The sequence below is a fragment of the Mesorhizobium calcicola genome (genome assembly GCF_042682105.1).
Classification (GTDB): Bacteria; Pseudomonadota; Alphaproteobacteria; order Rhizobiales; family Rhizobiaceae; genus Mesorhizobium; species Mesorhizobium calcicola.
Map to the genome: position 1 here is coordinate 21,440 of NZ_JBHUGY010000017.1, position 26,991 is coordinate 48,430.

Annotated in this window: 29 protein-coding genes and 1 pseudogene; 16 read left to right on the top strand and 14 right to left on the bottom strand. The window is 63.1% G+C overall.

From position 1 onward, the window contains the following. The first annotated feature begins 176 nt into the window (after nt 1-176). Nucleotides 177-746 carry a methylated-DNA--[protein]-cysteine S-methyltransferase gene (locus ACFSQT_RS09875; RefSeq protein ID WP_379018134.1) on the top strand — a complete coding sequence of 190 codons (570 nt, stop codon included), beginning with the start codon at nt 177-179 and terminating at the stop codon, nt 744-746. 1 nt (nt 747) lies between these two features. Here the strand turns inward: ACFSQT_RS09875 and ACFSQT_RS09880 are convergent, their stop codons facing one another. Then, nucleotides 748-1,077: a hypothetical protein gene (locus ACFSQT_RS09880; protein WP_379018135.1), complete on the bottom strand. Its 330-nt coding sequence runs from the start codon at nt 1,075-1,077 to the stop codon at nt 748-750. Nucleotides 1,078-1,374: 297 nt separating this feature from the next. On the opposite strand from ACFSQT_RS09880, the gene ACFSQT_RS09885 reads away from it, so the two are divergent. The 3 genes from ACFSQT_RS09885 to ACFSQT_RS09895 all read left to right on the top strand — a co-directional run bounded on the left by ACFSQT_RS09885 (nt 1,375) and on the right by ACFSQT_RS09895 (nt 2,313). Then, nucleotides 1,375-1,587 (top strand): cold-shock protein, encoded by a 213-nt coding sequence (locus ACFSQT_RS09885; RefSeq protein WP_010910991.1) that lies wholly within the window; start codon nt 1,375-1,377, stop codon nt 1,585-1,587. 274 nt (nt 1,588-1,861) lie between these two features. After that, nucleotides 1,862-2,062 (top strand): hypothetical protein, encoded by a 201-nt coding sequence (locus tag ACFSQT_RS09890; RefSeq protein WP_379018136.1) that lies wholly within the window; start codon nt 1,862-1,864, stop codon nt 2,060-2,062. Then, complete coding sequence (locus tag ACFSQT_RS09895) at nt 2,059-2,313, top strand: type II toxin-antitoxin system RelE family toxin (protein ID WP_379018137.1); 255 nt, start codon at nt 2,059-2,061, stop codon at nt 2,311-2,313. The genes ACFSQT_RS09890 and ACFSQT_RS09895 overlap by 4 nt, the downstream gene beginning before the upstream one ends. Before the next feature lie 121 nt (nt 2,314-2,434). Here the strand turns inward: ACFSQT_RS09895 and ACFSQT_RS09900 are convergent, their stop codons facing one another. The 3 genes from ACFSQT_RS09900 to ACFSQT_RS09910 all read right to left on the bottom strand — a co-directional run bounded on the left by ACFSQT_RS09900 (nt 2,435) and on the right by ACFSQT_RS09910 (nt 5,048). Continuing rightward, the gene (locus ACFSQT_RS09900; RefSeq protein ID WP_379018138.1) at nt 2,435-3,043 is read right to left on the bottom strand and encodes a glutathione S-transferase family protein; all 609 of its coding nucleotides are present in this window, start codon (nt 3,041-3,043) and stop codon (nt 2,435-2,437) included. A 263-nt stretch (nt 3,044-3,306) separates the two neighbouring features. Next, nucleotides 3,307-4,155: an EAL domain-containing protein gene (locus ACFSQT_RS09905; RefSeq protein ID WP_379018139.1), complete on the bottom strand. Its 849-nt coding sequence runs from the start codon at nt 4,153-4,155 to the stop codon at nt 3,307-3,309. Beyond that, a complete protein-coding gene (locus ACFSQT_RS09910) occupies nt 4,152-5,048 on the bottom strand; it encodes an EAL domain-containing protein (RefSeq protein WP_379018140.1) in 897 nt (298 codons plus the stop codon). Before ACFSQT_RS09910 ends, ACFSQT_RS09905 begins: the two co-directional genes overlap by 4 nt. A gap of 204 nt (nt 5,049-5,252) precedes the next feature. Between ACFSQT_RS09910 and ACFSQT_RS09915 the strand changes: the two genes are divergently transcribed. After that, nucleotides 5,253-6,455 (top strand): pyridoxal phosphate-dependent aminotransferase, encoded by a 1,203-nt coding sequence (locus ACFSQT_RS09915; protein ID WP_379018141.1) that lies wholly within the window; start codon nt 5,253-5,255, stop codon nt 6,453-6,455. 95 nt (nt 6,456-6,550) lie between these two features. Here ACFSQT_RS09915 and ACFSQT_RS09920 read toward each other — a convergent pair whose 3' ends face one another. After that, complete coding sequence (locus ACFSQT_RS09920; protein WP_111542955.1) at nt 6,551-6,946, bottom strand: (R)-mandelonitrile lyase; 396 nt, start codon at nt 6,944-6,946, stop codon at nt 6,551-6,553. Nucleotides 6,947-7,071: 125 nt separating this feature from the next. Here ACFSQT_RS09920 and ACFSQT_RS09925 point away from each other — a divergent pair, with 125 nt between their 5' ends. From ACFSQT_RS09925 to ACFSQT_RS09935, 3 genes and pseudogenes are all read left to right on the top strand, one after another. Beyond that, nucleotides 7,072-7,203, top strand: coding sequence for a hypothetical protein (locus ACFSQT_RS09925; RefSeq protein WP_379018142.1), 132 nt, complete (start codon nt 7,072-7,074; stop codon nt 7,201-7,203). A 195-nt stretch (nt 7,204-7,398) separates the two neighbouring features. Next, nucleotides 7,399-9,450: an elongation factor G gene (locus ACFSQT_RS09930; RefSeq protein WP_379018143.1), complete on the top strand. Its 2,052-nt coding sequence runs from the start codon at nt 7,399-7,401 to the stop codon at nt 9,448-9,450. Between the two features lie 804 nt (nt 9,451-10,254). Then, nucleotides 10,255-10,753 (top strand): annotated as a pseudogene (locus tag ACFSQT_RS09935) (methyltransferase family protein). Between the two features lie 80 nt (nt 10,754-10,833). On the opposite strand, the gene ACFSQT_RS09940 reads toward ACFSQT_RS09935, so the two are convergent. Next, entirely contained in the window at nt 10,834-11,730 is an 897-nt protein-coding gene (locus tag ACFSQT_RS09940) for a LysR family transcriptional regulator (protein ID WP_379018144.1), read from the bottom strand. Nucleotides 11,731-11,808: 78 nt separating this feature from the next. Continuing rightward, entirely contained in the window at nt 11,809-12,783 is a 975-nt protein-coding gene (trxB, locus tag ACFSQT_RS09945) for a thioredoxin-disulfide reductase (protein ID WP_379018211.1), read from the bottom strand. A 252-nt stretch (nt 12,784-13,035) separates the two neighbouring features. On the opposite strand from trxB, the gene ACFSQT_RS09950 reads away from it, so the two are divergent. Both ACFSQT_RS09950 and ACFSQT_RS09955 read left to right on the top strand, forming a co-directional pair. Next, nucleotides 13,036-13,515, top strand: a complete 480-nt coding sequence (locus tag ACFSQT_RS09950) for an Lrp/AsnC family transcriptional regulator (RefSeq protein WP_095090929.1) — start codon at nt 13,036-13,038, stop codon at nt 13,513-13,515. A 129-nt stretch (nt 13,516-13,644) separates the two neighbouring features. Further along, nucleotides 13,645-14,571, top strand: coding sequence for a glycosyltransferase family 2 protein (locus ACFSQT_RS09955; protein WP_379018145.1), 927 nt, complete (start codon nt 13,645-13,647; stop codon nt 14,569-14,571). Here ACFSQT_RS09955 and ACFSQT_RS09960 read toward each other — a convergent pair. The 4 genes from ACFSQT_RS09960 to ACFSQT_RS09975 all read right to left on the bottom strand — a co-directional run bounded on the left by ACFSQT_RS09960 (nt 14,469) and on the right by ACFSQT_RS09975 (nt 17,990). Beyond that, the gene (locus tag ACFSQT_RS09960; protein ID WP_379018146.1) at nt 14,469-15,119 is read right to left on the bottom strand and encodes an HAD family hydrolase; all 651 of its coding nucleotides are present in this window, start codon (nt 15,117-15,119) and stop codon (nt 14,469-14,471) included. The two genes, ACFSQT_RS09955 and ACFSQT_RS09960, sit on opposite strands and share 103 nt — an antisense overlap. Before the next feature lie 12 nt (nt 15,120-15,131). After that, nucleotides 15,132-15,704: a D-sedoheptulose-7-phosphate isomerase gene (locus ACFSQT_RS09965; RefSeq protein WP_379018147.1), complete on the bottom strand. Its 573-nt coding sequence runs from the start codon at nt 15,702-15,704 to the stop codon at nt 15,132-15,134. A gap of 7 nt (nt 15,705-15,711) precedes the next feature. After that, entirely contained in the window at nt 15,712-17,205 is a 1,494-nt protein-coding gene (rfaE1, locus tag ACFSQT_RS09970) for a D-glycero-beta-D-manno-heptose-7-phosphate kinase (protein WP_379018148.1), read from the bottom strand. Between the two features lie 152 nt (nt 17,206-17,357). After that, complete coding sequence (locus ACFSQT_RS09975) at nt 17,358-17,990, bottom strand: LysE family translocator (RefSeq protein ID WP_379018149.1); 633 nt, start codon at nt 17,988-17,990, stop codon at nt 17,358-17,360. A 164-nt stretch (nt 17,991-18,154) separates the two neighbouring features. Here ACFSQT_RS09975 and rfaD point away from each other — a divergent pair, with 164 nt between their 5' ends. From rfaD to waaC, 3 genes are read left to right on the top strand one after another with little or no spacing between them, the layout of a single operon-like run. Further along, nucleotides 18,155-19,105, top strand: coding sequence for an ADP-glyceromanno-heptose 6-epimerase (rfaD, locus tag ACFSQT_RS09980; protein ID WP_379018150.1), 951 nt, complete (start codon nt 18,155-18,157; stop codon nt 19,103-19,105). Further along, nucleotides 19,078-20,085, top strand: coding sequence for a lipopolysaccharide heptosyltransferase II (gene waaF / locus ACFSQT_RS09985; protein ID WP_379018151.1), 1,008 nt, complete (start codon nt 19,078-19,080; stop codon nt 20,083-20,085). The genes rfaD and waaF overlap by 28 nt, the downstream gene beginning before the upstream one ends. After that, nucleotides 20,082-21,056 (top strand): lipopolysaccharide heptosyltransferase I, encoded by a 975-nt coding sequence (waaC, locus tag ACFSQT_RS09990; RefSeq protein WP_379018152.1) that lies wholly within the window; start codon nt 20,082-20,084, stop codon nt 21,054-21,056. The genes waaF and waaC overlap by 4 nt, the downstream gene beginning before the upstream one ends. Nucleotides 21,057-21,330: 274 nt before the next feature. On the opposite strand, the gene greA is transcribed toward waaC, so the two are convergent. Both greA and ACFSQT_RS10000 read right to left on the bottom strand, forming a co-directional pair. Further along, nucleotides 21,331-21,804: a transcription elongation factor GreA gene (gene greA / locus ACFSQT_RS09995; protein ID WP_095090920.1), complete on the bottom strand. Its 474-nt coding sequence runs from the start codon at nt 21,802-21,804 to the stop codon at nt 21,331-21,333. Between the two features lie 302 nt (nt 21,805-22,106). Then, entirely contained in the window at nt 22,107-22,643 is a 537-nt protein-coding gene (locus ACFSQT_RS10000) for a tetratricopeptide repeat protein (RefSeq protein ID WP_379018153.1), read from the bottom strand. 145 nt (nt 22,644-22,788) lie between these two features. Here ACFSQT_RS10000 and ACFSQT_RS10005 point away from each other — a divergent pair, with 145 nt between their 5' ends. The 3 genes from ACFSQT_RS10005 to ACFSQT_RS10015 all read left to right on the top strand — a co-directional run bounded on the left by ACFSQT_RS10005 (nt 22,789) and on the right by ACFSQT_RS10015 (nt 25,361). Continuing rightward, complete coding sequence (locus tag ACFSQT_RS10005) at nt 22,789-23,214, top strand: DUF3775 domain-containing protein (RefSeq protein ID WP_379018154.1); 426 nt, start codon at nt 22,789-22,791, stop codon at nt 23,212-23,214. A 186-nt stretch (nt 23,215-23,400) separates the two neighbouring features. Next, nucleotides 23,401-24,444, top strand: coding sequence for an extensin-like domain-containing protein (locus ACFSQT_RS10010; protein ID WP_379018212.1), 1,044 nt, complete (start codon nt 23,401-23,403; stop codon nt 24,442-24,444). A gap of 113 nt (nt 24,445-24,557) precedes the next feature. Next, entirely contained in the window at nt 24,558-25,361 is an 804-nt protein-coding gene (locus ACFSQT_RS10015; RefSeq protein ID WP_379018155.1) for an extensin-like domain-containing protein, read from the top strand. A 266-nt stretch (nt 25,362-25,627) separates the two neighbouring features. Here the strand turns inward: ACFSQT_RS10015 and ACFSQT_RS10020 are convergent, their stop codons facing one another. Continuing rightward, complete coding sequence (locus tag ACFSQT_RS10020; RefSeq protein ID WP_379018156.1) at nt 25,628-26,863, bottom strand: TadE/TadG family type IV pilus assembly protein; 1,236 nt, start codon at nt 26,861-26,863, stop codon at nt 25,628-25,630. Nucleotides 26,864-26,991: the final 128 nt, after the last annotated feature.

The following is a 26,991-nucleotide window of genomic DNA, read 5'->3' on the forward strand; positions in this document are numbered from 1 at the left end:
GCTCGAGTCCGGTTTGTTGGGTTGTTAAGAAATTCCTTACACCAGCGATTCAGGGCCGGCAATCGGGGCCATTAGGTGGTTTTCGGGTGGCGAGACTCTGGCCGGGATGCCATATTGTTCTGGATATGTACTGGGACGAATCCCGGTTTTCGCCACTTTGCGGAAAGGAACGCATCATGGAAACGACATCTTCGATCACAGCCGGCCACGCAGTGTTAGAAACAGTGATCGGTTTCATGGGCATCGCCTGGAGCGAAAAGGGCTTGATCCGGCTCTGCCTGCCCGAACGCAGCCGCGAAGCGGTCGAGCGGCGCCTGCTGCGCCATGCCGGCGTTTCCGCCTCCACCGCCCAGCCGCCATGGGTGGTCGAGCTGATCGCGTCGATCAAGGCCTATGCGGCCGGCGAGGATGTCGACTTCACCGGCGTGCCGGTCGATCTCGACGGCATCGACGACTTCCGCCTCGCCATCTACGATGCGGCGCGAAAGCTCGGCTACGGTGAAACCACCACCTATGGCGAGTTGGCCAAACGCGCCGGCCATGGCGGTCTGCCGCGCGAAACCGGTGCTGCCCTTGGCGCCAATCCGGTGCCGCTGGTCATCCCTTGCCATCGCATCCTTGCCGCCGGCGGCAAGATCGGCGGCTTCTCGGCGCCGGGCGGCTCGAACACCAAGGAGAAGATGCTGGCCATGGAAGGCGTGCGCGTCGGCCCGCCGCCGCCCGCGCAGGTTTCCTTCGGGTTTTGAACTAGTTGTTGTGGAAGAACCGCCGGCGGAAATGCCGATCATTGTCCGGCCGCTTGCAGATATAGACCGGGCAGGACTTCGTGTCGGCGCTCGGCACATAGGCACGCGTCCTCGCCTCGCCCATGGTGCAAAATTGCTGGCTCTGCACATAGCGGTCGTAGAGCGGCAGGCCCGGCACCCGCGTCGACTGGTAGCGCAGGATGACGGCGCCCTGCCGCGCGATCGTCGACTGGACCTTGTCGCAGCTCATATGCGTGGGATCATAGCGCGAGATTGCCTGCGCCTCGGCGGCCGCCAGCGTCAGGCAGGCGGCAAGCAGAATGGTTTTCATGGCCCTCTCCCCAAGGTCCTCTCCTTCCAGAAGCGGATCTAACCCCTGCCGGGGCCCAATCCTGTTGCGACGCTCTCACGCGATTGGGGCGGCCATTGGGCAGTCCCCTGATCACGGCTTTCTCACGCAGTCTTGTTTTTCGTGCGAAAGCAGCCTATATGCGGTCCATTGATATTTCGGCCGATCGATCCGGGCCTCGCGATCTTCGCGTTTGCTGACGTCTATCTCCAAAATCTCGATGCACACCGGCTGGACCTCGGTCCGGTCAATCTAAAGCAAATGTGAAGGACTATCTAAATGGCAACTGGAACGGTCAAGTGGTTCAACGCCACCAAGGGCTTCGGCTTCATCCAGCCTGACGCGGGCGGCGCGGACGTTTTCGTCCACATCTCCGCTGTCGAGCGTGCTGGACTGTCGACCCTGGTCGAAGGCCAGAAGATCAACTTCGAGATCGAGCAGGACCGCCGCACTGGCAAGTCGTCCGCTGGATCTCTGAGCAAGGCAGCCTGATTTAGCGAATGGCGCGCGCCGGGCGAGAGCCCGGGGCGCGTGGCAAGTCACGGATGTACTGACAGTCGCGCGAGAAGCGCGCCGGAGCGGAAAGACCCGACAAGCTGGATCAGCAGATAGCTGCCAGCCCGGACCGGACGCTCCCGATCAGGCTACCGAAAATGGGAAGGCGGGATTTATCCCGCCTTTTTGTTTGTCTGGAGTTCAGGCGTCGCAGCCGGAACTATAGTCCCACTCATGGTACTTTTAGCCCAAATAGTGGTACCATTCGGCCATGACCAAGCTTGAACAAATCGAAAAATCCATCGCTGAACTAAGCCCCGAGGAACTGAAGGCGTTTGCCGCATGGTTCGAGGCGCTCCAGGCGGAGATGTGGGATCGGCAGATAGAATCGGACGCGAAGACAGGCCGGTTGGACAAGCTTGCCGAACAGGCATTGGCTGACCATCGCGCGGGCCGGACGCGGCCTCTGTGAACCACGTCGCCTCTCCATCATTCTGGGAGGCTTACGAAAAACTGCCATCGTTAATCCGGGCAAAGGCGGACAGGCGTTTTGCCAGACTGCGCTCTGATCCTTTTCAACCATCACTCCATTTCAAACAGGTCGGACGCTACTGGTCAGCGCGAGTTGACGACCACTACCGGGCTGTTGCTATCCGCGACAATGATGACGTGATCTGGTTCTGGATCGGCACCCATGCCGACTACGACCATCTCTTGAAATAACCAAATCTTCCCCCCGGCAGCCATTCGCGCCACCGGCCGAAGACCGCAAGCCCGACCGGCGTCGCGCCTGTTGGCGCGCCCGCCCGGAGCAGCCGCGAAGCGGCGACGCCGTGAGGACGAACTATGGAAGCCGGTCCATCGGCACATGCCCTGGATCCGCCTCCACTCGTTTCAGCCACTCTGCCACCGCTGGATAGGCATCAAGCTGGAAGCCGCCCTGCTCTGCCGTATGGGTATAGGCATAGAGCGCGATGTCGGCGACGCTGAGCGCGCCGCCGGCAAAGAAGGCATTGCTTTCCAGATATTTGTTCATCACGCCGAGCGCCTTGTTGCCGCGTTCCAGCGTCACCGCCAGCCGCTCCGGTGTCGCATCGCTGGCGCGTTCGGGAAAGGTCAGCAGCGCCTTGCGCACGGCGATATAGGGCTCGTGGCTGTATTGCTCGAAGAACAGCCATTGATAGGCAAGCCCCCGCTCATACCTGTCGGCCGGCAGGAAGCGCGTGCCTTCGGCGAGATAGAGCAGGATGGCGTTGGATTCGGCCAGCCGGCGGCCATCGTCGAGTTCAAGCAGCGGCACCATGGCGTTCGGATTCTTGGCGACATAATCGGGCTTGCGGGTGTCACCGGTGTGCGAACTCACCTCGACATTGGTAAAGGTGAGGCCGAGCTTGGCCATCAGCAGACGCGGCTTGTAGCAATTGCCGCTGTCGATCATGCTGTAAAGTATCATTGCCGTTCCCCGAAGCGCTGCCTCTATTGGTGCGATTATCGCAGTTGCTCCAGCCGCAACCAATGATTTGTTTAGGTACGACCATCAGCGCCGCTGATGTGTGAACGTATGAGGTCGCTCAAGGGCGTGTTGAGATTCAGGTCAGGCCGAGTCGAAAACGGTAGGTTCCTAGAACCAGAGCGGAGCGTACTTTTGGGTACGTGAGTACCGGAAGCGCAGGAAGCTGCCGTTTGCAGGCCGGCCTCCCTGAATATCAGCATGCCCTAGCCGAACAGCGGCACGACCTTGCTGTCCCTGCCCAGCAGCGTGTCGATGGCCAGCGGCTCTTCGTCGAAGATCGTGCCGGCCAGCGCCGGCCGGGCGAGAAGAAAGCCCTGCAGCAGGTCGACGCCGCCTTCGAGCGCGACGCGCAGATGGGTGGGCTGCTCGATGCCTTCGACCAGCACCTTGGCGCCGCGGTCGTGCAAGGCCGAAACCAGCGGGCGGAAGAACCGTTCTGCGGCGGCATGGCGGCAGAACTCGGCGAACCAGGTGCCGTCGATCTTGACGATGTCGGGGTGGAGCAGGCTCACTCGCTCCGCGGTCGAGTGGCCGGTGCCGAAATCGTCGATGGCGATGCGGATGCCGTCGCGCCGCATTTCGCGCACCAGCCTGGTGAGAAGCGCGTCGTCGGCCGCCTGTTCGGTGATTTCGCAGACCAGCATGCCCGGCGCAAGGCCGAACTCGCCGAGATCCCGGGTCATCAGCCGGATCTCGGCCAGCGCCCGGCCCCGATGGTCGTTGATCAGCGGATTGTAGTTGAAGAACAGATCGAGCCCGTCGACGCCGATGTTGCGAAAATTCCTCAGGTGCAGCGCCCGGCACATGGTCTCGACAAACAGCCGGTCGGAGGCGGCAACGCTTTCGAAGAACACCTTCGGCGCAACGGGGCGGCCGGCGCGGTGCGGCTCGATCAGGGCTTCGACCGCGACGGCGTGAAGAAAGCGGCCGCGCGGCGCGAAAATCGGCTGATAGGCGCTGCGCAGCCGGAACTCGTCATGGACGCCATACTCGATGCCGACCTCGTCGGCGAAGATCGCATCGCCGACATTGCGCCGCTGCTCGGGCCTCATGGTGTCACCCTGCGCCCGAAGACTTTCGCCGGCCGCGTCGCATGCGGTGGGGCCGGTTGGACAGGCGCGGCTCCGACGACCGCCGGGGCGGCTTGCCGCGTGGTTTTGCCGAAGACGCGAAAGCTGGTCGGCGCCAGTTCGGGCCGCGCCAGCACGAAACCCTGCACCATGGACGCTCCCGATTTCTCGGCGAGTTCCAGTTGCCAGCCCTCCTCGATGCCCTCGAACACCGTGCGGATGCCCTGCTCCTCGAAACTTCTCACCATGGCGGTCAGCAGCGCGAAGCCGGCGCCGGACTCCATCAGCTGCGTGATCCAGATGGCGTCGAACTTGACGATGTCGGGCTTCAGCTCCTTGATGCGGTTGATGTCGGAATCGTCGGCGCCATAATCGTCGACGGCGATGCGAAAGCTGTTGGCCCGCAGCGCCGCGACGAAGCTGTGCAGGGTCTCCTGCGATGCCGACCGCTGCTCGGTCACTTCGCAGACCACCCGGCGCGGATCGATATCGGCCTCGTGCAGCACCAGCCGCATTTCGCGCAAGGCATTGTCGGCAACGCTGCGCTCGGTGAACACCGACGGGTCGAAATTGACGAAGATTGATGCTTCCTGCGGCAGGCAGGCGCCGGCGTTCAGAAGATGCAGCGTCCTGGTCAGCGCCTCGACATGCAGGCGGTCGGCGGCCGGACAGGTGCTGAAAAAGCTCATCGGCGATTGCGGCTCGCCGTCGCGGAACGGCCGGATCAGCCCTTCGAAGGCGATCACCGACAGCTTGCCTTCCTTGAAGGCGAAAATCGGCTGGAAAGCGCTTTGCAGCGTGTGGATGCCCCAGACACCGCTGGAGGTGCCGTCATCATGACGGACGATGTGGGCAAGCCCGATGCTGCGCGACACGGTTCCTCGCTCCGCAAGCTGGCGGATTGGATTGCGATCCTGCCACGCAAGCCTCTACCGCCCGTTAATGAATTTTTTGTTGCCGATCACGGGTCCTTGCGATCTGGATCAGCCGACAATGCTTGCACTGCGCGAAATCATGCGACATGAGAAGCGCCGCGGCCGCTCCCGGCCTGCACCGACCTTGCTTGGAGATATCTGGTCATGGCCTTTCTCGCCGACGCCCTTTCCCGCGTAAAACCTTCCGCCACCATTGCGGTGACGCAGAAAGCGCGCGAGCTGAAAAATGCCGGCCGTGACATTATCGGCCTCGGCGCCGGCGAACCGGATTTCGATACGCCCGACAACATCAAGAATGCGGCGATCGAGGCGATCCGCCGTGGCGAAACCAAGTATCCGCCGGTTTCAGGCATCGTGCCGCTGCGCGAGGCGATCGCGAAGAAGTTCAAGCGCGAGAACAATCTCGACTACAAGCCCGAGCAGACCATTGTCGGCACCGGCGGCAAGCAGATCCTGTTCAACGCCTTCATGGCGACGCTGAACCCCGGCGACGAGGTCATCATACCGCGCCCCTACTGGGTCAGTTATCCCGAGATGGTGGCGATCTGCGGCGGCACCTCCGTGTTTGCCGACACCTCGATCGACAACGGCTTCAAGCTGACCGCCGCTGTGCTGGAGAAGGCAATCACGCCGCGCACCAAATGGCTGCTGATGAACTCGCCATCGAACCCGTCGGGGGCCGCCTACACCGAGGCGGAACTGCGCGCGCTGGCCGACGTGCTGTTGAAGCATCCGCATGTCTGGACGCTGACCGACGACATGTATGAGCACCTGACCTATGGCGACTTCGTCTTCAAGACCATCGCCGAGGTCGAGCCGAAGCTTTACGAGCGCACGCTGACCATGAACGGCGTGTCGAAAGCCTATGCCATGACCGGCTGGCGCATCGGCTATGCCGCCGGTCCGGTGGCGCTCATCAAGGCGATGGACATGATCCAGGGCCAGCAGACCTCGGGCGCCTGCACCATCGCGCAATGGGCGTCGGTCGAGGCGCTCAATGGCCCGCAGGACTTCATCGCCAGGAACAAGGCGATCTTCCAGGGCCGGCGCGATCTCGTCGTGTCGATGCTCAACCAGGCACGCGGCATAAGCTGCCAGTCGCCGGAAGGCGCCTTCTATGTCTATCCGTCCTGCGCCCGGCTGATCGGCAAGACGACCAAAGCCGGCAAGGTGATCGACACCGATGAAACCTTCTGCTCGGAACTGCTCGAGGCCGAGGGGGTCGCGGTCGTGTTCGGCTCCGCCTTCGGCCTCGGCCCGAACTTCCGCATCTCCTACGCCACTTCGGAGACGCTGCTTGAGGAAGCCTGCACGCGCATCCAGCGCTTTACGGCGTCGCTGACCTGATCAGGCCAGTCTGATCAGGCAAGTCCTTGAAACTGAAAACCCGGCTTCACCGCCGGGTTTTCGTTGGCATCGACGTCCCCTCACAAGCTCGGCGCTCAGCCGCCATATTGGACCGACGTCACCTCTTCCAGCCAGTCGGCGTGGACGCCGTCGAGCGCTTCCTGCATGGCGATATGCGTCATCGCCGATTTCGGCGCCGCGCCATGCCAGTGCTTTTCGCCAGGCGCAAAGGAAATGACGTCGCCCGCCCTGATCTCCTGGACCGGTTCACCCCATGTCTGGGCAAGGCCGGCGCCTGAGGTGACATAGAGTGTCTGGCCGAGCGGATGCGTATGCCAGTGGGTGCGCGCGCCCGGCTCAAAGCTGACCAGCGTCGCCCGCAGCCGTGCCGGCGCCTCCTTCTCGATGATCGGCGTCTGCAGCACGCGGCCGGTGAAGTATTTTTCCGGCGCTATGATGGTCGGCACGCTGCCACAGGCAATGATCTTCATCGTGAAACCCTGGAACTGTTGAAGCGATCGGCAACAAACGCCGCCCGACATTTTGAGGCAGGACGCATTCTCGGCCGATATCATCCCGGGCGCAACCGGCCGTTTCGCCCGCCGTCGCAAGACTAGTGTTTTTCGCCCTGGCCAGGGCCGCCGGTTGCAATCGTTTCCAGGGCTATTTCTTCGGCCGGCCGGCGCCACGCGACAAGGTCGGTCTCTTGCGCGCCGTCCATGCCGGGCCGCTGGCGCTGCGCGCCTGAGGCCACAGCGAAGAATTTCTATTTTTCTTGCCCTGCCGGCAAACAAGTGGGACGATGGTTTTGGGCAGGTGGCGAAACCAAAAGAACCCCGCCCGCGACGGTCGAACAGGCCGGCCGCCGCTCAGGACCGATTGACCACGCCTGAACCATGCATGCCAGTCGGTCCTACGGGAAACGCCTGAGTGGAGGTCAGTCATGGGTACTCGCGCCGGAGGACGACGCACGGGACCGAAATGCATTGCCATAGTCGGTCCCTTCGCAAGCGGTAAGACGACACTTCTCGAAGCCATATTGGCCCGCACGGGCTCCATTCCCCGACAAAATCCCGTCTCATCAGGAAACACCGTTTCAGATCATTCGCCGGAGGCGCGCGCCCACGCCATGAGCGTCGAGGCGACCTTCGCCACCACCGAATTCATGGGCGAGCAGCTTACTTTCGTCGATTGCCCCGGCTCCATCGAATTCTCCTTCGAGGCCGAGCCGGTGCTGGCTGCCTGCGACCTCGCGGTGGTCGTTGCCGAGGCCGACGAGAAGAAGATCCCTGCCCTGCAGCTGATCATGCGCAAGCTCGACGATCTCGACGTGCCGCGCATCCTGTTCCTCAACAAGGTCGACAAGGCAGTCGCCGGCGTGCGCGACACGCTGAAGATGCTGCAGCCGGCCAGCGCCATGCCGTTGCTGCTGCGCCAGATCCCGCTGCGCAAGGACGGCGTCGTCATCGGCTCGATCGACCTGGCGCTGGAGCGTGCCTACGTCTATCGCGAATATGCCCAGAGCGAGGTGGCCGAAATACCGGGCGACGACAAGGCGCGCGAACTGGAGGCGCGCTTCTCCATGCTGGAGACGCTGGCCGATCATGATGACCAACTGATGGAGCAGCTGCTGGAGGAGATCGAGCCGCCCAAGGACGCCGTCTTCGACGACCTCGCCGCCGATCTGCGCGATGGCGCGGTGACCCCGGTGCTGATCGGCACCGCGGAGAAAGGCAACGGCGTGCTGCGTCTCTTGAAGGCGATCCGCCACGACGCGCCCGACATCGAGGCGACTCGCAAGCGGCTCGGCGCGCCCGATGGCGCGGCCACCGTCGCTCAGGTGATGAAGACCATCCACACCCCGCATGGCGGCAAGCTGTCGGTGTCGCGCATCCTGTCCGGCCAGGTCGTCGACGGCTCCGAACTCTGGCTGCCCGGCGGCAACACGGCGAAGGTTTCCGGCATCTACCGAATGCTCGGCAAGGACCAGGTCAAGCTCACCATCGCCAAGGCCGGCGACACGGTGGCACTGGGCAAGCTGGACGAGGTCAAGACCGGCCAGACGCTCAGTTCGGCCAAGGGCGGCATCAAGCCGCTGCTTGAGTTCGAGCCGCCGCAGCCGGTTTTCGCTTTCGCGCTGCGCCCCAAGGAGCGCAAGGACGAAGTGAAGATGTCGGCCGCCATCCAGCGGCTGGCCGAGGAAGACCCCTCGCTCAGCCTGCGTCACAACCAGGATTCGGCCGAGACCGTGCTGTCGGGCCATGGCGAGATGCATCTGCGCGTCGTGCGCGAACGGCTGGAAGGCAAGAACCAGATCCCGGTTGAAGGCCATGCGCCGGCAGTGCCCTATCGCGAGACGATCCGCAAATCGGCGCAGCAACGCGGCCGTCACAAGAAACAGTCCGGCGGCCATGGCCAGTTCGGCGACGTGGTGATCGAGATCAAGCCGCTGCCGCGCGGTTCCGGCTTCCAGTTCACCGACACCATCACCGGCGGCGTCGTGCCGAAGACCTACATCCAGTCGGTCGAGACGGGCGTGCGCGACTATCTGAAGTTCGGCCCGCTCGGCTTTCCCGTCGTCGATGTCGCCGTCAACCTGTCGGACGGCTCCTACCATGCGGTCGATTCCTCCGACATGGCCTTCCAGATGGCGGCCAGACTGGCGATGAAGGAAGGCATGGCCGCCTGCTCGCCGGTGCTTCTGGAACCGGTGATGAAGGTCGAGATCGTCACGCCCTCCGACGCGACCGCGAAGATCATCGCGCTCATCCCGCAGCGGCGCGGACAGATCCTCGGCTATGATGCGCGGCCTGACTGGCCGGGATGGGATGTCGTCGAAGCGACCATGCCGCAGGCCGAGATCGGCGACCTGATCATCGAATTGCGCTCGGCGACCGCGGGCGTCGCCAGCTACCGCGCCGTCTTCGACCACATGGCCGAACTCACCGGGCGTCTTGCCGACGAGGCGATGAACGCCAGCGGCAAGGCTGCCTGATTCCATCTGATGCATGTCGCCCAAAAGTGCGCGGCGATGTTGGGGCAATGACGAGCATAAGGACAAGGATGCCGCACTCCCCTCGAACCTCGGTTCGAGGGGCCAAATGAAAACGACGCCCGGCGGGGACCGGACGTCGTTTTATTTGCGGACCGTTCCTTGGGAGGTAAAACGGCAGGTCCGCCGCATCTGGCGCCGCCGGGCTTCGGCGGCGGAAATGGTTCGGACGCGGTAGCCGCCTGAGCCCGGGCCGTCCGAGTGATGCCCCCATCTCCCGCACGACCACACCGCGTCCTATTATCTACGTAGCAGGTGTTGAGCGTCCGCGACATGTTACCTGGGGTTACATGTCACTGTTACGTGGCAATTCTGATGAATTTTTTTGTTGGCCCGGCAGAGCTTTGTTGGCCCGGCAGAGCGCGGGCAACAAAAAAGCCGGATCAACGAAGATCCGGCTGAGTTTGATTGGAAGTGCCTGTTAAGGCTAACCTCCAGAGGGGAACACTCGAGGGCGCTAATGGGAGGAGAACGCGCCCAGGAGATGGTCTATATATGTGCTCATCATGCCCAAGAAACAAGCATCTATTTTGCAACACACGCATGCAAAAAGACGCAGGCTGTGGTCCAACCCGTATCCGAGGCAAATAGGACCAGCAAAATCACCGAAAAGGAACGCTGCGCGCTGCGATTCACACTACAGAATCGCCAATCGCGATCGGTTTTACCCCGAAATGTCAAAATCGCGTGATGACGTGGAAGCAGGCAACAGGCGTCCATTTCTCAGGCAGTCAGGGAGGGCATCCAATGCGGACGTTTTCGGCGATCGCCCGGCAGCGCGGCGTTCTTCATGGCCGCACCTGGCGTGGTTGCCGGGCTTGTGCCCTGGCTGTTGACCGATCGCTGGGGCTTGCCGTGGTCGAGCCTGCCTGGCTTTGTGCCTGTTGGCGGGCTCCTGATCGTCGCCGCGACAGCTGCGCTGTTGCATGCCTTCGGCCGCTTTGCGCTCGAGGGCCTGGGCACCCCGGCTCCGGTCGCGCCGACCGAGAGACTGGTGATCGGCGGCATCTACCGCCATGTCCGCAACCCGATGTATGTCGCCGTGCTGTCGATCATCCTCGGCCAGGCGCTGCTGTTCTCGAGCTGGACGCTTGCCGCCTACGCCGTCATCGGGGCGATCGCCATGGTGTCGTTCGTCAGGTTGTATGAGGAGCCGACATTGGCCCGCCGCTATGGCGCGCAATACGAAACCTACCGCCGCAATGTGCCAGGCTGGCTGCCGCGACTGACGCCCTGGCGGGGTTGAGCCGAAGAAACGAAGCAACACTGTTCCAGGGCATGTTGAGATTCAGGTCAGGCCGGCATCACCTGATTATCAATATGTCCTCAGAACGACCAGCTTCGGGCCTTCGCAATGATGAAGTCGCGAAAGACATGCAGCTTGGCCTGGTTCTTCATCGCGTCCGGATAGGCGAAATAGGTGTCGAAGGACGGCACTTCGGTCTCCGGCAGCAATTGCACCAGGTCGGAGTCCTTGTTGATCACATAGTCGGGCAGCATGGCGATGCCGGCGCCGCCCTGCACCGCACGCTTGATCGACAATATGTCGTTGATCTGCAGCGTCGGCACCCTTTGTCCGCCTTCGAAATCGCCAACCGTTTCCAGCCAGTTCAGCTCCGACAAATGCGACGGCACCGGCACGCCGAAGGTGACGATGCGATGGCTCTTCAGCTCGGCCACCGAAGCCGGCTTGCCGTACTTGGCGACATAGGCGGGTGAGGCATAGAGGTGGAAGTGCACGGTGAACAGGCGGCGCTGGATCAGGTCCGGCTGCTGCGGCTGCCGCAGCCGGATGGCGCAATCGGCCTGCCGCATGGTGAGGTCGAGTTCCTCGTTGGCGAGGATCAGCTGCAGGCTGATTTCGGGATAGAGCTCGATGAACTCCTGCACCCGCTCGGTCAGCCAGCCGGCGCCAAGCCCGACGGTTGTCGTCACCCTGAGCACGCCGGAGGGGCGATCCTTGGTCTCGGTCAGCCGCGACTTGATGGTCTCGAGCTTCATCAGCACGTCATGTGCCGTGCGGAACAGCATCTCGCCCTGCTCGGTCAGCACCAGCCCGCGGGCGTGACGGTTGAACAGCGGCACGCCGACATCATGCTCGAGCGCGCTGACCTGCCGCGAGATCGCCGATTGCGACAGATGCAATGTCTCGGCCGCATGGGTAAACGACCCCGCCTCCGCCGCAGCGTGAAACACGCGTAGCTTGTCCCAGTCCAACGCCATGATTCCCTCGTTCTGTTTTGGCGTCTGAATGAAAAATCAGGCTTTTACACGGCGTTTCTAAGCCGCTTTCTGAACTCTCTACTCCGCCGCTTCGCGGTGCACTTCGATGCCGGCCAGATACTTCTCGGCCTCGAGTGCCGCCATGCAGCCGAGCCCCGCCGCCGTCACCGCCTGGCGGTAGATGTCGTCGGTCACGTCGCCGGCCGCGAACACGCCGGGAACGTCGGTGCGGGTCGAATCCGGCGCCGTCCACAGATAGCCGTTCGGCTTCTGCTTCAGCTTGCCGACAAACAGTTCGACCGCGGGCGCGTGGCCGATCGCCACGAACACACCATCGACCTTAAGATGCGTTTCCTGGCCGGTCACCGCATTGCGCAGCTTCAGCCCTTCGACCGAAGGCGGCAGCGGCGTCTTGCCGGGGCGGCCGGTGATCTCGTCGACGACCGTGTCCCAGATGACGCGGATATTGTCCTTCTTCAGGAGCCGCTCGCGCAGGATCCGCTCGGCGCGGAAATCGCTGCGCCTGTGGATGACCGTCACGCTCTTGGCCAGGTTCGACAGATAGAGCGCCTCTTCCACCGCCGAATTGCCGCCGCCAATCACCGCGACATCCTTGCCGCGATAGAAGAAACCGTCGCAGGTGGCACAGGCCGAGACGCCGAAGCCCATGAACGTCTGTTCGGTCGGGATGCCCAGCCATTTGGCCTGCGCGCCGGTGGCGATGATCAGCGCGTCGGCGGTGTAGGTGGTGCCGGAATCGCCCTTGGCGCGAAACGGCCGCACATTGAGGTCGACCTCGGTGATGATGTCGTTGATGATGTCGGTGCCGACATGCTCCGCCTGCTTCAGCATCTGCTCCATCAGCCACGGACCCTGGATGGGGTCGGCGAAGCCGGGATAGTTCTCGACATCGGTGGTGATCATCAACTGGCCACCCTGCTGCAGGCCGGCGACCAGCATCGGCTTCAGCATGGCGCGGGCGGCGTAGACCGCCGCGGTGTAGCCGGCGGGGCCGGAACCGATGATGAGAACAGGCGCGTGCTTGGTGGTCATCTGGAAGCCTTTGCGGAGGGCTGCCGGCAATTGCGGCATGGAAAACTCGTCGATATCGCGCGTAATGTAAGTGTTGCCCACGACGCCAGCAAGGCAAGTTGGCGTTCGTCCCCGGAAAGCTTTGTCGCACCCCGTTCCTGCTTTGCCCCTCCGAAATATTTCGAGCGAGGGATGGAATGGACAGCGAAGTCGTTTAATTACAAAATCACGCAAGATTCTTGCGTGCTACCCCCCGACTTATCGAGAGCCCTCATGCCGCTCAAGGCCGATCTCGACGCCATCGACTGGAAGATCCTGCGCGAACTTCAGGCCGATGGGCGCATGACCAATGTCGAACTGTCGAACCGCGTCGGCATTTCGGCGCCGCCATGCCTGCGCCGCGTCAAGCGGCTGGAGGAAGCCGGCATCATCCGCGGCTACCGCGCCCTGCTCAACGCGCCGGCGCTTGGGCTGGATGTCGTCGCCTTCTGTCTGATCGGCCTGCATCACCAGGCCGACGCCGAGCTGCGCACCTTCGCCGAGCGCACCCGAGGCTGGCCGATCGTGCGCGACGCCTGGATGGTGTCGGGGGAATCCGATTTCCTGCTGCATTGCGTGGCGAGCGACCTCGGCGCCTTCCAGACCTTCGTCATCGAAGAACTGACCTCGACCCCGAATGTCGACACGGTGCGCACCGCGCTCACCATTCGGCGGGTCAAGGACGAAGGGCTGGTCTCATTTGCACAGCCTTGAGGCCGGTGGACGCCAGCACCACATCGTACCGGCCGATGCGGGTTGCGGGCTTCGGCATATCCGGGCCGCTTTGGCATTCGATAGGCTCTGGTGTAGAAAGCCTGATCGTTCTGCCGTGGCCGTCCGGAATTGCATAAGAGCAGATGGCGCAAGCAGCGTAAGTTTCGAGAACAGTGTGCCGTGGATGGGACTATGACTCGATTTTCTAGCCCGGTTTCGGCGCTTATCATCTGCATGAACGAAGGCGACATGATCGGCGCGTGCCTGGAAAGCATCGACTTCTGCGCCGAGATCATCGTCGTCGATTCGGGCTCGACGGATAACACCCTGGACGTCGTTCAGGAGTTCATCGCCAAGGGCTACCCGATAAGGCTGTTCCACAACGACTGGCCGGGTTTTCCACGTCAGCGGAAATTTGCGCTTGATCAAGCCACGCAGCGATGGTGCCTTTCGATCGAAGCCGATGAGGCCATCGACGACCTGCTCAGGCAGTCGATCGTGGCCGTGACGCAGCCTCCAAATGACGTCATGGATGGATGGTACGTAAGACGCCGCGACAAGCTGAAAGGCTACGGCTATGCGCACCGCTGGGTGCTGCACAACCGGCTGCTGCGTCTTTTCCGCCGTGACAAGGCCACCATGGACGTCAACTTGCGGGTCCATGAATCGTTTGAGGTGCCGGGCGAAACCGACACGATTGAAAGTGGCGTATTGCTGCATCGCCGCGAAGTGACTGTCGCGGAGGATCTGGCAAGAGCCAACACCTACTCCAGCCTCAAGGTTGCCACGCTGATCGAGAGAGGCAAGAAGCCCGGCCTCATACGGCTGGTGCTGTCGCCGCTCGGCAACTTCCTGAAGTTCTACCTGGCCAAGCGCTACTTCCTGTGCGGCCGGCATGGCTTCGTCTATTCGATGATGGTGATGGTGTATTCATTCGCCACCGAGGCCAAGCTTTATGAAGCTTCGCGAGACACAGCGCCGAGTGCCGCTATTGCGGCGAGCAGGCCGCCGAAATCCTCGCGGCCGCGCCAGGGCCTGACCACGAAGCCCGATTGAACCGCCGCTTCGCCGTCGACCAGCCAGCCCTCCGCGAGGCCGGCGCGCTGTCCCGCCTCCATGTCCGCCGGCTTGTCGCCGACGATCAGCGAGCGCTGCAGATCGAGCCCGAGGCGTTTGGCCGCCTCAAGCAGCATGCCTGGATTGGGTTTGCGCATCGGATGATCGGCGATCGCAAGCGGCCCCTCGCCTGCCTCGTGATAGGCGCAGGCAAGGACCATATCCACGAACGCGTTGTCGGCGCCCAGCAGGTCGAGCACGCGGCCGTTGACGGCGGCGAAATCGCCCCAGCCGAAATAGCCGCGCGCGATGCCCGACTGGTTGGTGACGATGATGACGGGAATGCTTGCCCGATTGGCGGCACCGATCGCCGCGGCGATATCCTCGCGCAGCACCATCTTGGCCGGATCATCGGGATAGCCGGTATCGACATTGATGGTGCCGTCGCGGTCAAGGAACAACGCCGGAGTGCCGGTCGGAAAAATCCTGGTGTCGATCCGCTCGACCCACAGTCCGGGCTCCTGGAGCGGATAGGGTCCGGGCTTCACGACAGCGTCCCGTCAGCCATTGCTGAGACGCGCTTCGACCACTTCGCACAGATGATGATAGAGGCACAGGTGCCCCTGCTGGATGATCGGCGTCGAGGTCGAGGGCACGTTGAGCAGGATGTCGGACAGCGGCTTGAGCTTGCCGCCGGTGTCGCCGGTCAAGCCGATCACCGTCATGCCCATCATCCGCGCCTGTTCGGCGGCGGCGAGGATGCTCGGCGAATTGCCGCTGGTCGAGATTGCCAGCAGCACGCCGCCGGCCGAGCCATGCGCCTCGACCTGGCGCGAAAACACCGTGTCGAAGCCATAGTCATTGCCCCAGGCGGTCAGCACAGCGGCGTTGGCCGGCAGCGCGATGACATTGTAGGCCTTGCGCTCCTTGAGGAAGCGGCCGACCAGTTCGCCGGCGATGTGGATGGCATCGCTGGCCGAGCCGCCATTGCCGCAGATCAGGAAGGCTTTGCCCTGCGACAGAGCCGTCACCACCGATCTCACCGCCCGCTCCATCTCGCTGGTCAGGTCGCGCTCGACCATGGCGGAAATCGCGGCCGCCGAGCGGACCAGGTAATCGTTCAAGTCGGACATGAATTCCTCAGCTTGTGGTGCCGCCAGCGCGCAATTTGCCAATGGTACTGGTGGTGCTTTTACCGGCGACGAGATCGACCAGCACGACGCGTCCGCCCGCCTTCTGCACCACATCGGCACCGACCACGGTGTCGACCGTGTAATCGGCGCCCTTGACCAGTATGTCGGGCAGCAGCGCTTCGATCAACGCCAAGGGCGTGTCCTCCTCGAACACCACGACCGCGTCGACCGAGGCAAGGGCGGCGAGCACGCAGGCGCGGTCATGCTGGTCGTTGACCGGCCGCCCGGCACCTTTCAGCCGCCGCACCGAGGCATCGCTGTTGAGGCCAAGCACCAGCCGGTCGCACTGGCTTCGCGCCGCGTGCAGGAGACTGACATGACCGGCATGCAGGATGTCGAAACAGCCATTGGTGAAGCCGACGCTCAGGCCCTCTTCCTTCCACGCCGCGACCATGCGCGCGGCCGATGAGGCATCGAGGATGGCATCCTTGTGGGCGGTCGGTCCATGCGAACGGAACAGCGCTCCGCTGAGTTCTTCGACCGTCAGCCGCGCGGTGCCGCGCTTGCCCACCACGACGCCGCCGGCGGCATTGGCGATCGAGGCCGCCGCGACGGGATCGGCACCGGCCGCCAGCGCCAGTGCGAAACTCGCGATCACCGTGTCGCCGGCGCCGGAAACGTCGAACACTTCACGCGCCTGGGTGGCGATGTGGCGCGCCTCGGTCGGGCCGATCACGCTCATGCCCTTTTCGCTGCGCGTTGCCACGACGAAGTCGAAGCCATGCGCTGAAACCAGCTGGCGTGCCGCCGCCACGATCTCGTCATCGGCGAACACCGCATGGCCGACAGCCTCGCCAAGCTCCTTGCGGTTGGGGGTGATGGCTGTCGCCCCGGCATAGCGCGCATAGTCGCGGCCCTTCGGGTCGACCAGCACCGGCTTTCCCGCGTCGCGGCAGATGGCGATCAGTTCGCCGGCGACGCCGTCGAGCAATATGCCCTTGCCATAGTCGGACAGGATGACGATGTCGGCGCGCGTCAATGCGGCGCGGAAATGCCGGATCAGGCCGGCGCGCTCCGTGGCGCCGAGCGGCTTGATCTCCTCCTCGTCGAAGCGCAGCACCTGCTGGTTGAGCGCGCTGAAGCGGCTCTTCGACGAGGTCATGCGACCACGCTCCTGCGCCAGGCCCACCGTGTCGGCGCCGAGTTCGCGCAGCATGCGCACGAGATGGTCGCCGGCGGCGTCGGTGCCGATCACCGACACGGGAACAGCGGTTGCGCCGAGCGAGACGATGTTGGCGACCACATTGCCGGCGCCGCCCATCGTCGAGGTCTCGCCGCGCCCGTGCAGGACCGGGATCGGCGCTTCCGGCGAGATCCGCTCGATGACGCCGTTGACGAAACGGTCGAGGATCAGGTCACCGACCACCAGAACGGTGACGTCGCCGAAGCGCGCAATGGCGCGATGCAAGGGCTCGGGAGAAGGCGGATTGTGCTTGATCATCTTTGTAGGAAAAGCCGATCTCAGTGATTTTGAAACGCTCGATAGGCAGGCCGGTCAATCAAGTCCACCCAGCCAAGTTGGACTTGGCGAAGCCGATATACCGCAATTCCACGCAGTGCAACGGCAGGACACGATCGCAACGGCCCCATCGGTCAGGTCTTCTGCAGGGCGACGTGGACGCCCAATCCGACGAGCACGGCACCGCCTGCCCGCTGCATCAGCCGCTGTGCGCGGCTCGAGCGCCGCAAGCGGCCGATCACGGCACCCGCCAGGAACACGCAGACGACATCAGCCGAAGAGAACATCAGATTGACGATTGTGCCCAACACCACAAACTGCAGCCAGACCGGGAATGCCGCCGAGGCATCGATGAACTGCGGCAGGAACGCCATGAAGAAGATCGCCGTCTTCGGGTTGAGCACCTCGACGGTGATGCTCTCGAAAAAGGCACGTCGAGCGGATTTGCGCTCGATCGCGGGCAGTGCCGCATCACCCTCCACGCGCTTGCGGAACAGCGAAACGCCGAGCCAGATCAGATAGAGCGCACCCACCAGCTTGACCGCCATGTAGAGCGTCGGCACGGCGTGAAACAGCACCGATAGCCCGGCGGCGGCGGCAAAGACATGCACGTAGCCACCCAGATGAATGCCAAGTGCCGCCGTCAGCCCGGACCAGCGGCCGCGCGCCATCGTCTGCGCGGCGGCGTAGAGCATCGCCGGGCCTGGAATGTAGGCGAAGATCGCCGTGGTGGCGAAAAACGCGATGAGCAGTTCGGTCGACGGCATTCTTTTGTCCCTCGCGATCATGCCGGGCGGCACAAGCCGACTGAAGCGGAAGCTTTGCGGCACCACTGTGACATTCGCTCCGCGGGCTGCTTTGTCGACAGCCCACCCTGCCTCCCTTATAAGGGCCAGAATCGGTAAGCGAAACGCGTATCAGGGCCAACAACATGATCATCGTCACGGGCGGCGCCGGCATGATCGGCTCCAACATCGTCGCCGCGCTCAATGCCGAAGGCCATGACGACATCCTCGTCGTCGACGACCTCACCGACGGCCGCAAGATCGCCAATCTCGCCGATCTCAGGATCGCCGACTATCTCGACAAGGACGATTTCCTAGGCCCCATGGAGGCAGGCTCGCTCGGCCGCATCGAGGCCGTCTTCCACCAGGGCGCCTGCTCGACGACCACCGAGTGGAACGGCAAGTTCATGATGGAGGTGAACTACGCCTTCTCGAAACGGCTGCTGCATGCCTGCCAGGCGCTGCGCGTGCCCTTCCTCTACGCCTCCTCGGCTTCCGTCTATGGCGGCGGCGCCGAATTTCGCGAGGACCCCGCGCTCGAGCGGCCGCTCAACGTCTACGCCTATTCCAAGAAGCTGTTCGACGACTATGTCCGGCGCACCGTCTTCGATACCGATCATTCGCAGGTCGCGGGCCTGCGCTACTTCAATGTCTATGGCCCGCGCGAGGCGCACAAGGGCGCCATGGCCTCGGTCGCCTTCCACCTGTTCAACCAGGTCGAACGAGGCGAGAATCCGAAACTGTTCGGCGCCTATGACGGATTCGGGCCTGGCGAACAAAGCCGCGACTTCATCCATGTCGGCGATGTCGCCGACGTCAATCTGTGGCTGTGGAAGCGCGGCTCGAGCGGCATCTTCAATTGCGGCACCGGCCGCGCCCAGCCGTTCCGCGCCATCGCCGAAACCGTTATCGACGTGCTCGGCAGGGGCGAGATCGAATTCATCGAATTCCCCGACCATCTCAAGGGCAGCTACCAGAGCTTCACGCAAGCTGATATGTCCCATTTGCGCGCGGTCGGTTACAATGGCCAATTCCGGACAGTGGAAACCGGTGTCAGAGACTATGTCGAATGGCTGAAAGCCCAACGATCCTCGTGATCGGCCCACGCTGGGTGGGCGACATGGTGATGGCGCAGTGCCTGTTTTCGGCGCTGAAAGAGCTGCATCCCAACGCCGCGATCGACGTGCTGGCGCCGGCCTGGGCCGCACCGCTGGTCAAACGCATGCCCGAGATACGCCAGCAGATCGACTTTCCGCTAAAACCCGGCGCGCTCGAATTCACCATTCGCCGGCGTTTTGGCCGCCTGCTGCGCGGCCGCTACGACATCGCCTATGTCCTGCCGGGAAGCTGGAAGTCGGCGCTGATTCCGTTCTTTGCCCGCATTCCACACCGTTTCGGCCATCTGCGCGAAATGCGCTATGGCCTGCTAACCGACATTGTGCCGCTGCCCGATGCCGTGAAACGACGCACCGCACAGGCCTATTTCAGCCTCGCCCGGGGCGGCAGCTTCCAGGCGCCTCGGCTGACCGTGGACGCCAGCAACCAGGCCATCCTGCTCGACCGCTTCGGGCTCACGTCGCAGAAGTTCGCAGCACTGATGCCCGGCGCCGAGTTCGGCCCGGCCAAGCGCTGGCCGAGCGAAAGCTATGCCGGGCTTGCCCGCGACTTCATGGCGAAGGGCTTGAAGGTCGCGCTGTTCGGTTCGAGGAACGACCGCGACGTGACGGCGGAGATCGCCGCCCTCGCCCCAGGCGTCATCGATCTTGCCGGCCAGACGCGGCTGGAGGACGCCATCGACCTGATTTCGGCGGCAAGGCTGGCGGTGTCAAACGACAGCGGGCTGATGCATGTCGCCGCCGCCGTCGGCACGCCGATCGTTGCCGTCTATGGCTCGACCTCGCCGCAAAATACGCCGCCGCTGGCGGAACGGCGCGAACTGGTCTGGCTCGGCCTGTCCTGTTCGCCTTGCCACCAGAAAATCTGCCCGCTCGGCCACTTCAACTGCCTGAAGACGCTTGAAGTCGGGCAGGTCGCGGCGGCGGCGGAACGCCTGCTGGAAATCCCGGCAGCCGCATGAAGGTGCTCATCGTCAAGACGTCGTCGATGGGCGATGTCATCCACACCTTTCCGGCCGTCGAGGATGCCCGCCTCGCCAGGCCGGACGTATCCTTCGACTGGTGCGTGGAAGAAGCATTCGCCGGCATCGTGGCGCTGCACCCGGCGATCGACAAGATCCACACGGTAGCAATCCGGCGGTGGCGCAAGGCGCTGCTCGACGGCGGCACCTGGCGCGAGGCGACCGCCTTGCGCCGCACCTTGCGCGGTCGCCGCTACGACCTCGTAATCGATGCGCAAGGCCTGCTGAAATCGGCCCTGGTGGCACGACAGGCCGGCGCGCCGATCGCCGGCTTCGACCGGTCGAGCGCGCGCGAACCCTCGGCGACGCTGTTCTACGACGTCACCTACGCCGTGCCGCGCGACCTGCACGCCATCGAACGGACGCGGCGGCTGTTCGGGCTGGCGCTAGGTTATCGGCCCGATCTTTCGACGCTGGACTCCGGCATCGTGCCATCGCCCGACAATCTGGCCGGCACCGCCGGGAAAACCGCCTTCCTGCTGCACGGTACCAGCCGCGAGGACAAGAAATGGCCCGTCGAAGACTGGATCGAAACCGCCCGCCTCGTTGTGGATCGCGGCATGACCCCAGTCACCACATGGTCGAACGAGCGTGAAAAGGCCGTGGCCGAAGCCATCGCAAAGGCCGTTCCGTCAACGGTTGTCGTGCCGAGGTCGCCGCTGGCCGACATCGCCGCGATCATCGGCCGCTCGACGCTGGTCATCGGCGCCGACACCGGGCTGACCCATCTCGCCAGCGCCTTCGGCCTGCCGACGGTGGCGGTTTTTCTTGCAACCGAGCCCGGCCTCACCGGCCCGCGCGGCCAACATGCGTCGACGCTTCTGGCCGCACCCGGGGAGCGTGTGACGCCGGCGGAAGTGGTGGCGGAGGCAGAGAGGCTGCTGGAGCGTAGTCGGGTCAATGGAGATTGATTTGTTCAATTAATTCAATTGGAAAGGCTAGCGCTGCCCTCATCCGCCTGCCTCCAGCTGAGCGCAGCCTCGGCGCTCTTCATTGCACGTGGGAGATTGGCGAAATCACCAGTGAAGGTCGTTCTTCTCCCCGGCACTATACGGGGGGTTGAGGAGTGGTCTGTGTAGCGAACGAAAAGCCAATTGCTTGGCTTTTCGAACGACGAACGCCCGGCAGGGCGATGAGGCGGCGCAAACCGCAGTTAGAAACCGCGGATCAGCGCCCTCAAATCCCTTAGATGAACTGCACCTGGACGATCTCGTAACCCCTTGCGCCACCAGGCGCGTTGACCTCGATGGCGTCGCCGACTTCCTTGCCGATGAGCGCGCGCGCGATCGGCGACGAGATCGAGATGCGGCCGGACTTCACGTCGGCTTCCTGGTCGCCGACGATCCGGTAGGTCTTCTTTTCCTCGGTGTCCTCGTCGACCAGGACCACGGTGGCGCCGAACTTGACCTTGTCGCCGCTGAGCTTGCTGACGTCGATGACTTCGGCGCGCGCGATATAATCTTCAAGCTCGTTGACCCGGCCCTCGTTGAGGCTCTGCGCCTCCTTGGCGGCATGGTATTCGGCATTTTCGGAAAGGTCGCCATGCGAGCGCGCCTCGGAGATCGCCTCTATGATGCGCGGCCGCTCTTCCTGCTGGCGCCAGCGCAGCTCTTCCTTCAATGACGCGAACCCCTCGCCTGTCATCGGGACCTTGTTCATGATGCCTGACCTTTCCTGCTGCCACCCCCGCGTTTCGGGGAAAGCCTTGTCGATGGGTACAAAAAGAAAACGGTCCGACAGCCTCGGGCTAACGGAACCGTTTCACCGCAATTTCCCTGAATATAGCAATCTTCGCGGGTTTTTCACGCCCAAAAATCGGTTTTACAAAAATCATCTACGGCTGTCACAAATGCAGTCGGCTTTCACAAATGCCGTCGTGGCAGATGCGAACCGCGGATGGCCGGCAACAAAAATCCGGCCACGATCGCTCGCGGCCGGATTGAGGAGTACCGGGGAGTGAATCAGCTCCGCATGAAATGATCGATTTGTTCCGACAGCATGCCGTATTCGCGTGAACCCTTGCCGGTCCGCTTCTCGATCTCCATCAGCTGCTGCTGGGCGCCGGCCAGATCGCCGATCTGCAGATGCGCTTCGCCGAGATATTCGCGCACCAGCGTGTAGTTGGGATCGATGCGCAGCGCTTCCTCGTAATAGCCGAGGCCAACGGTGACGCGGCCGGAATGGCGGTGCGAATAGCCGAGATAGTTGAGGATGCGCGGATCCTGCTTGTTGGCAGCGAGGCTGAGCACGGCGATCGCCTCGTCATAGCGCCCGGCCAGCGCCAGCGAATGGCCTGCATCATAGATGCTGTCGTCGTCCAGCATGCCTTCCTGGGGTGCGACGCACTTCTTCTTCTTCTTGTCCCAGACCTCCCCCTTTTTGCACTGGGTGACGGTCTGATCGCTGCCGCCGCTACTGCCGGCGGCGAACACCGGAACGGCAAGGAACTGCAGCGCGACAAGGGCAGTCGCCGCCTGGATCAGCATTCTTTTATGCATCGAAGCCTCCTTGAGGGGTGAGAATGCAACACTAACGCCGGATGACCTGGGTTTCATCCCGGAAAAAAAGCATATCGGAGAACATCATGTGACGAATGCTGCAAATCCGCTATCATCCAGGCAAACGACCTGACGGAGACGGCCCGTGCAGCGGCGGCTTGAAAAGGACTGGGAGCTTTCGATCGGCCCCGACACCGTGCGCCTGTTCATCCTCAAGGCCAAGGCACTGAGTGCCGCGGTCTACGAGGACTATGCCGATGGCGCCGAGCATGAGGTCGAACTCGACGGCTCGGCCCATGCCAATCACCATCATGACGGCCTGGCCGAGGAAAGTTCCGAAAACCTTACCGAGGAAGAGCTGCGCGAGCTGATCAACGACCTCAATGTCGATGAAGCAGCCGAACTCGTCGCCTTGGCGTGGATCGGTCGCGGCGACTACGATGGCTCCGAATGGGCGGACGCGCTTGCAGCGGCGCGTGAACGCGCCAACAAACGCACGGCAAAGTATCTGCTTGGCATGCCGCTGCTCGCCGACTGGCTGGAGGAAGGGCTGGAAGCGATCGGCGCGTAACGTCGTGGTTACCGTTCGTGATGGAGCCAAGGCAACCTCCTGGCATTGGCGCCGTTGACGGCGATGGCGTCGTTTGTCTTTTCCCAAATCTGCAGGATCGCACTTGTCATGGCCGTCACGGCCCTGCTGGTTGCGCCGGCCGACGCCAGACATCGCCACCGGCAACACAAGCCGCTGACCATGCGGGTGGAGCAGCCGCTGACACCGCGGGCCGGACGGCCGCTGAAGCCGCGGGTGAAGCACCCGTTGAAACGGCGGGGCGAGCAGCAAGCCACGCCTAACCCGACACAGACGCAGCAGAAAACGCTGGATCCGTTGGCATCGCCTGCCGAAGTCCCGCTGCCTGAGCCACGTCCCACAGACGCGCAGAAGACCGACGCCTCAAGGACGGAGGAGCAGAAGACGCAAGGTCCAAAGAGCGGCGGCGCGGGCCGGTTCGATGAAGAGGGCCGGTTCAATGAAGAAAAGTCCCATCAGAAAATGCAGGCACGCCCCGAACCTTCGACCGATACGGAAAGCGAGCCGGGACCGCCGGCCATTGCGCCGACGCCGCCACAAAAGCCTGCCGACGCCGAGCCCGGGATTGAGCCGCCCGCTGTCGCCCCGCAACCGCCGCAAAAGCCCGCCGATGCAGGCGAGAAGATGCTCCCCGATCCACGCTCTGCCGATCTGCCCGATGACAAGATGCCCGAGGCGGAAGTTGCTTGCCGCGAGCGGCTGAAGACGCTCGGCGTCGAGTTCGAGGCGCACAAGGCGGAAAGCAATCCCGAAATCGGCTGCTCGCTCCCCTACCCGATCATGCTGAAGACACTCGGCAAGTCGATCGGCATCGCCCCCGGCACCGAGCTCGATTGCCCGATGGCCGAGGCGGCGGCGCGTTTTGCCGCAAATGTCATCCAGCCGGCGGCGAAAGCCGAATTCGGCGCCGACCTGAAATCGATCGGCCAGGCATCGGCATTTGTCTGCCGGCCGCGACACGGCACACGAAAACTGTCTGAACACGCCTTCGGTAACGCGCTCGACATCGCCAGCTTCACGCTGTCGGACGGCAAGAAGATCGAAGTCGGCCCGGCGCCGCCGGAAAAGGACGCGAAATTCCTCGACGCCGTGCGCAAGGCCGCGTGCGGTCCCTTCAAGACCGTGCTCGGCCCTGGCGCAGACCCGGACCACGCCTTGCATTTCCATCTCGATCTCGAACCGCGCCGGCACGGCGGCACGTTCTGCCAGTAGCGTTGGCCGAGACCGCATGCCGCAATTCGGCCGCAGGCATGAACGCGGGCACTGAGTTTTCCTTTACCCTTGATCGTTAAAATGCCGGCTATCTGGGAATAGGGATTCCGCCGATGGCCGGGACATTTCGCGCCGCCACGATGGTCGCGCGCCAATCGAAACGTGCAGCGATGGTGGCGGCCGGCCTTGCCCTCGCGGCGGTTTCGGCTTGCAACACCGGCAGCGTCCTGTCGCTTGAACCGGCCGTCGATGTCGGCTCGCAGACGGCTGCCGTGCCGCAATACACGGGCATGCAGAAGCTTGTTCCCTCCAATCCTTACATGACGCAGGCTGCCTATCCGCGCATGGATGAGCCGATGTCGCCGGTCGAGCAGATGCCGGCCAGCGAAACCGATTGTCGCCAGCAGCTGAAGCGCCTCGACGTGGCCTACACCGACCTGGCGCCGATCCATGAAGGCCAGTGCGGCATCGATTATCCGGTCAAGGTCTCGGCCATCGGCAACATCCAGATGAAGCCCGCCGCGACGCTGACCTGCGACATGGCCGCCACCTTCGCCGGCTGGACCAGGAACGAACTCGTTCCCTCCGCCCGCTGGCGCTATTTCTCCGGCGTCAGGACCATCCACCAGGGTTCAAGCTATTCCTGCCGCAACATCGCCGGCGAAGGCGTCCTTTCCGAGCATGGCAAGGGCAACGCGCTCGACGTCATGAGCATCGAGCTCAACAATGGCGACGACATCGACGTGCGCAAGCCCGGCCTGTTCGCCTTCCGCACCCGCGGCTTCCTCAACAATGTGCGCGCCGACGGCTGCCAGTATTTCACCACCGTGCTCGGCCCCGGCTACAATTACGACCACCGCAACCATTTCCACTTCGACATCAAGAACCGCAAGAACGGCTACCGCGCCTGCCGCTGACCCTCGGCAATGTTGGACATTGCCGGGAGCCTCGGCAGTCGGGAAGCGACGTCGCGCAGACCTTGGGATCGTTGCGAAAGAAGAGACTGGCTTGGCGGTCCCGGCGGCAGGCGACCGTCTACGAGCGCAGCATCGGCAAGCTGCGGAAGCACTTGGGCTTTCTTCCATACCGTCGCGCGGCGTTCGACCCGCACGCGCGTTGCAAGCTGGAATTGACGCTTGCGGCTGGAATGCGCCGGCACGGTTATGGCCGCAAGCGCGCTCTGTTACTGAACCAGCCTGGGCGATCCCGTGCCGCCTGACGTTGTCATGGCCAGATCACCCGGGGCGACCGCCCAGTTCAGCGCGTTGAAGATGAGCGAGGAGAAGACCATCGTGGTCTTGTCGGCATTCACGTTCGATACGGAATTGATCGTGACGTCTCGGCTGGGCAGATAAAGCAGTCCCTGAATGCTGCTGCCGTTCGTCCCGTTGATGGGAAGGTTCGTGTTCGGCAAGCCACCAGGTTCAAACATCAGAATGTTGGCATAGGTCCCCGAGGTAGGCGGCGACAGCGTCGTGTTGACGTTGCCATTGAAGGTCAGCGTCGCGTTCTGGTCGACCAGGTAGAAGGTGACGCCGGCGCCGCTGACCGTCCAGCCTGAGTTGAAGGTCATGCCGCCGTTGTTAACAACGTAAAGTCCCGGCTTGAGCGTCAGTTTTCCGCTGCCATTGAAATTCGTCCAGCCGCAATAGACGCCCGGCTGCAGGGTGACGTTGCCTGGGTCGAAGACCTGGTTGTTGAAGTTGCAAGCTCCCACAGAAACCTTTGGCATCGATTTGGCGAAAGGATCGGAGATCGCGGCGCAATTCGTCTCCGGCGCCAGGTTCATGCCACCACCATTGTTGATGATGTCCTTGCCTTTGATGCAAATGCGTTTGACCGAGAGCGTCGAGCCCGAGTTAAAAATGGCAGCCGGGCTGGCTGTGGACAGGACGTGAATCTCGCACTGCGTGGCGTTCAGCACCGCCCCCGAGTTGACCAGGAAGGACTGCGACTTCGAAGGGTTGACCAGCAAGATGCAGACCCTGGATGTGGCGGCCGCCATGGCGGTCGCGGCGACCTTGACGGGCAAGCCGGCGATGCCGAGCACCGACATGAAAGTGGCCCGCGCCGTCCCCTCGGCCGTTCCCGTCAGCTGGCCCTGGCCGTTGACGGAAAAGGTCGCCGTCGGCGCGTCACCCCAGTAGTTTGCGGCTTGCGCGCTGAAGAAGGTACCGGCCTGTTTGATCTGATCGTCCGTCGTTGACTGCCGAATGCCTGCGAGCACGGCCGCGTCCAGGGTCTCCTGAGCCCGACTGCGAAGTTGCGAGGCATTGTGGTAGTCGACAGCGAAGCCGACGGCCACCATCATCGGCATAAGCGCCAGTGCGAAAAAGACCGCGAAATTGCCCGAGCGATCCCCAATGAAACGTCGCCAAAACAGCACCGCCGAAGTCAGACGCCTCGGAATTGAAGTCATCGTGCCCCCTCCTGCTCGAGCCTGGGTAGCAATTTCATATTAAGATCACGTAAAGTAAGCACAAAGAGGAATAGGGTAGGCGATCCGCCGTTTGACGCTTCATCTCTGATCGGCGCCATCTGTCCGGC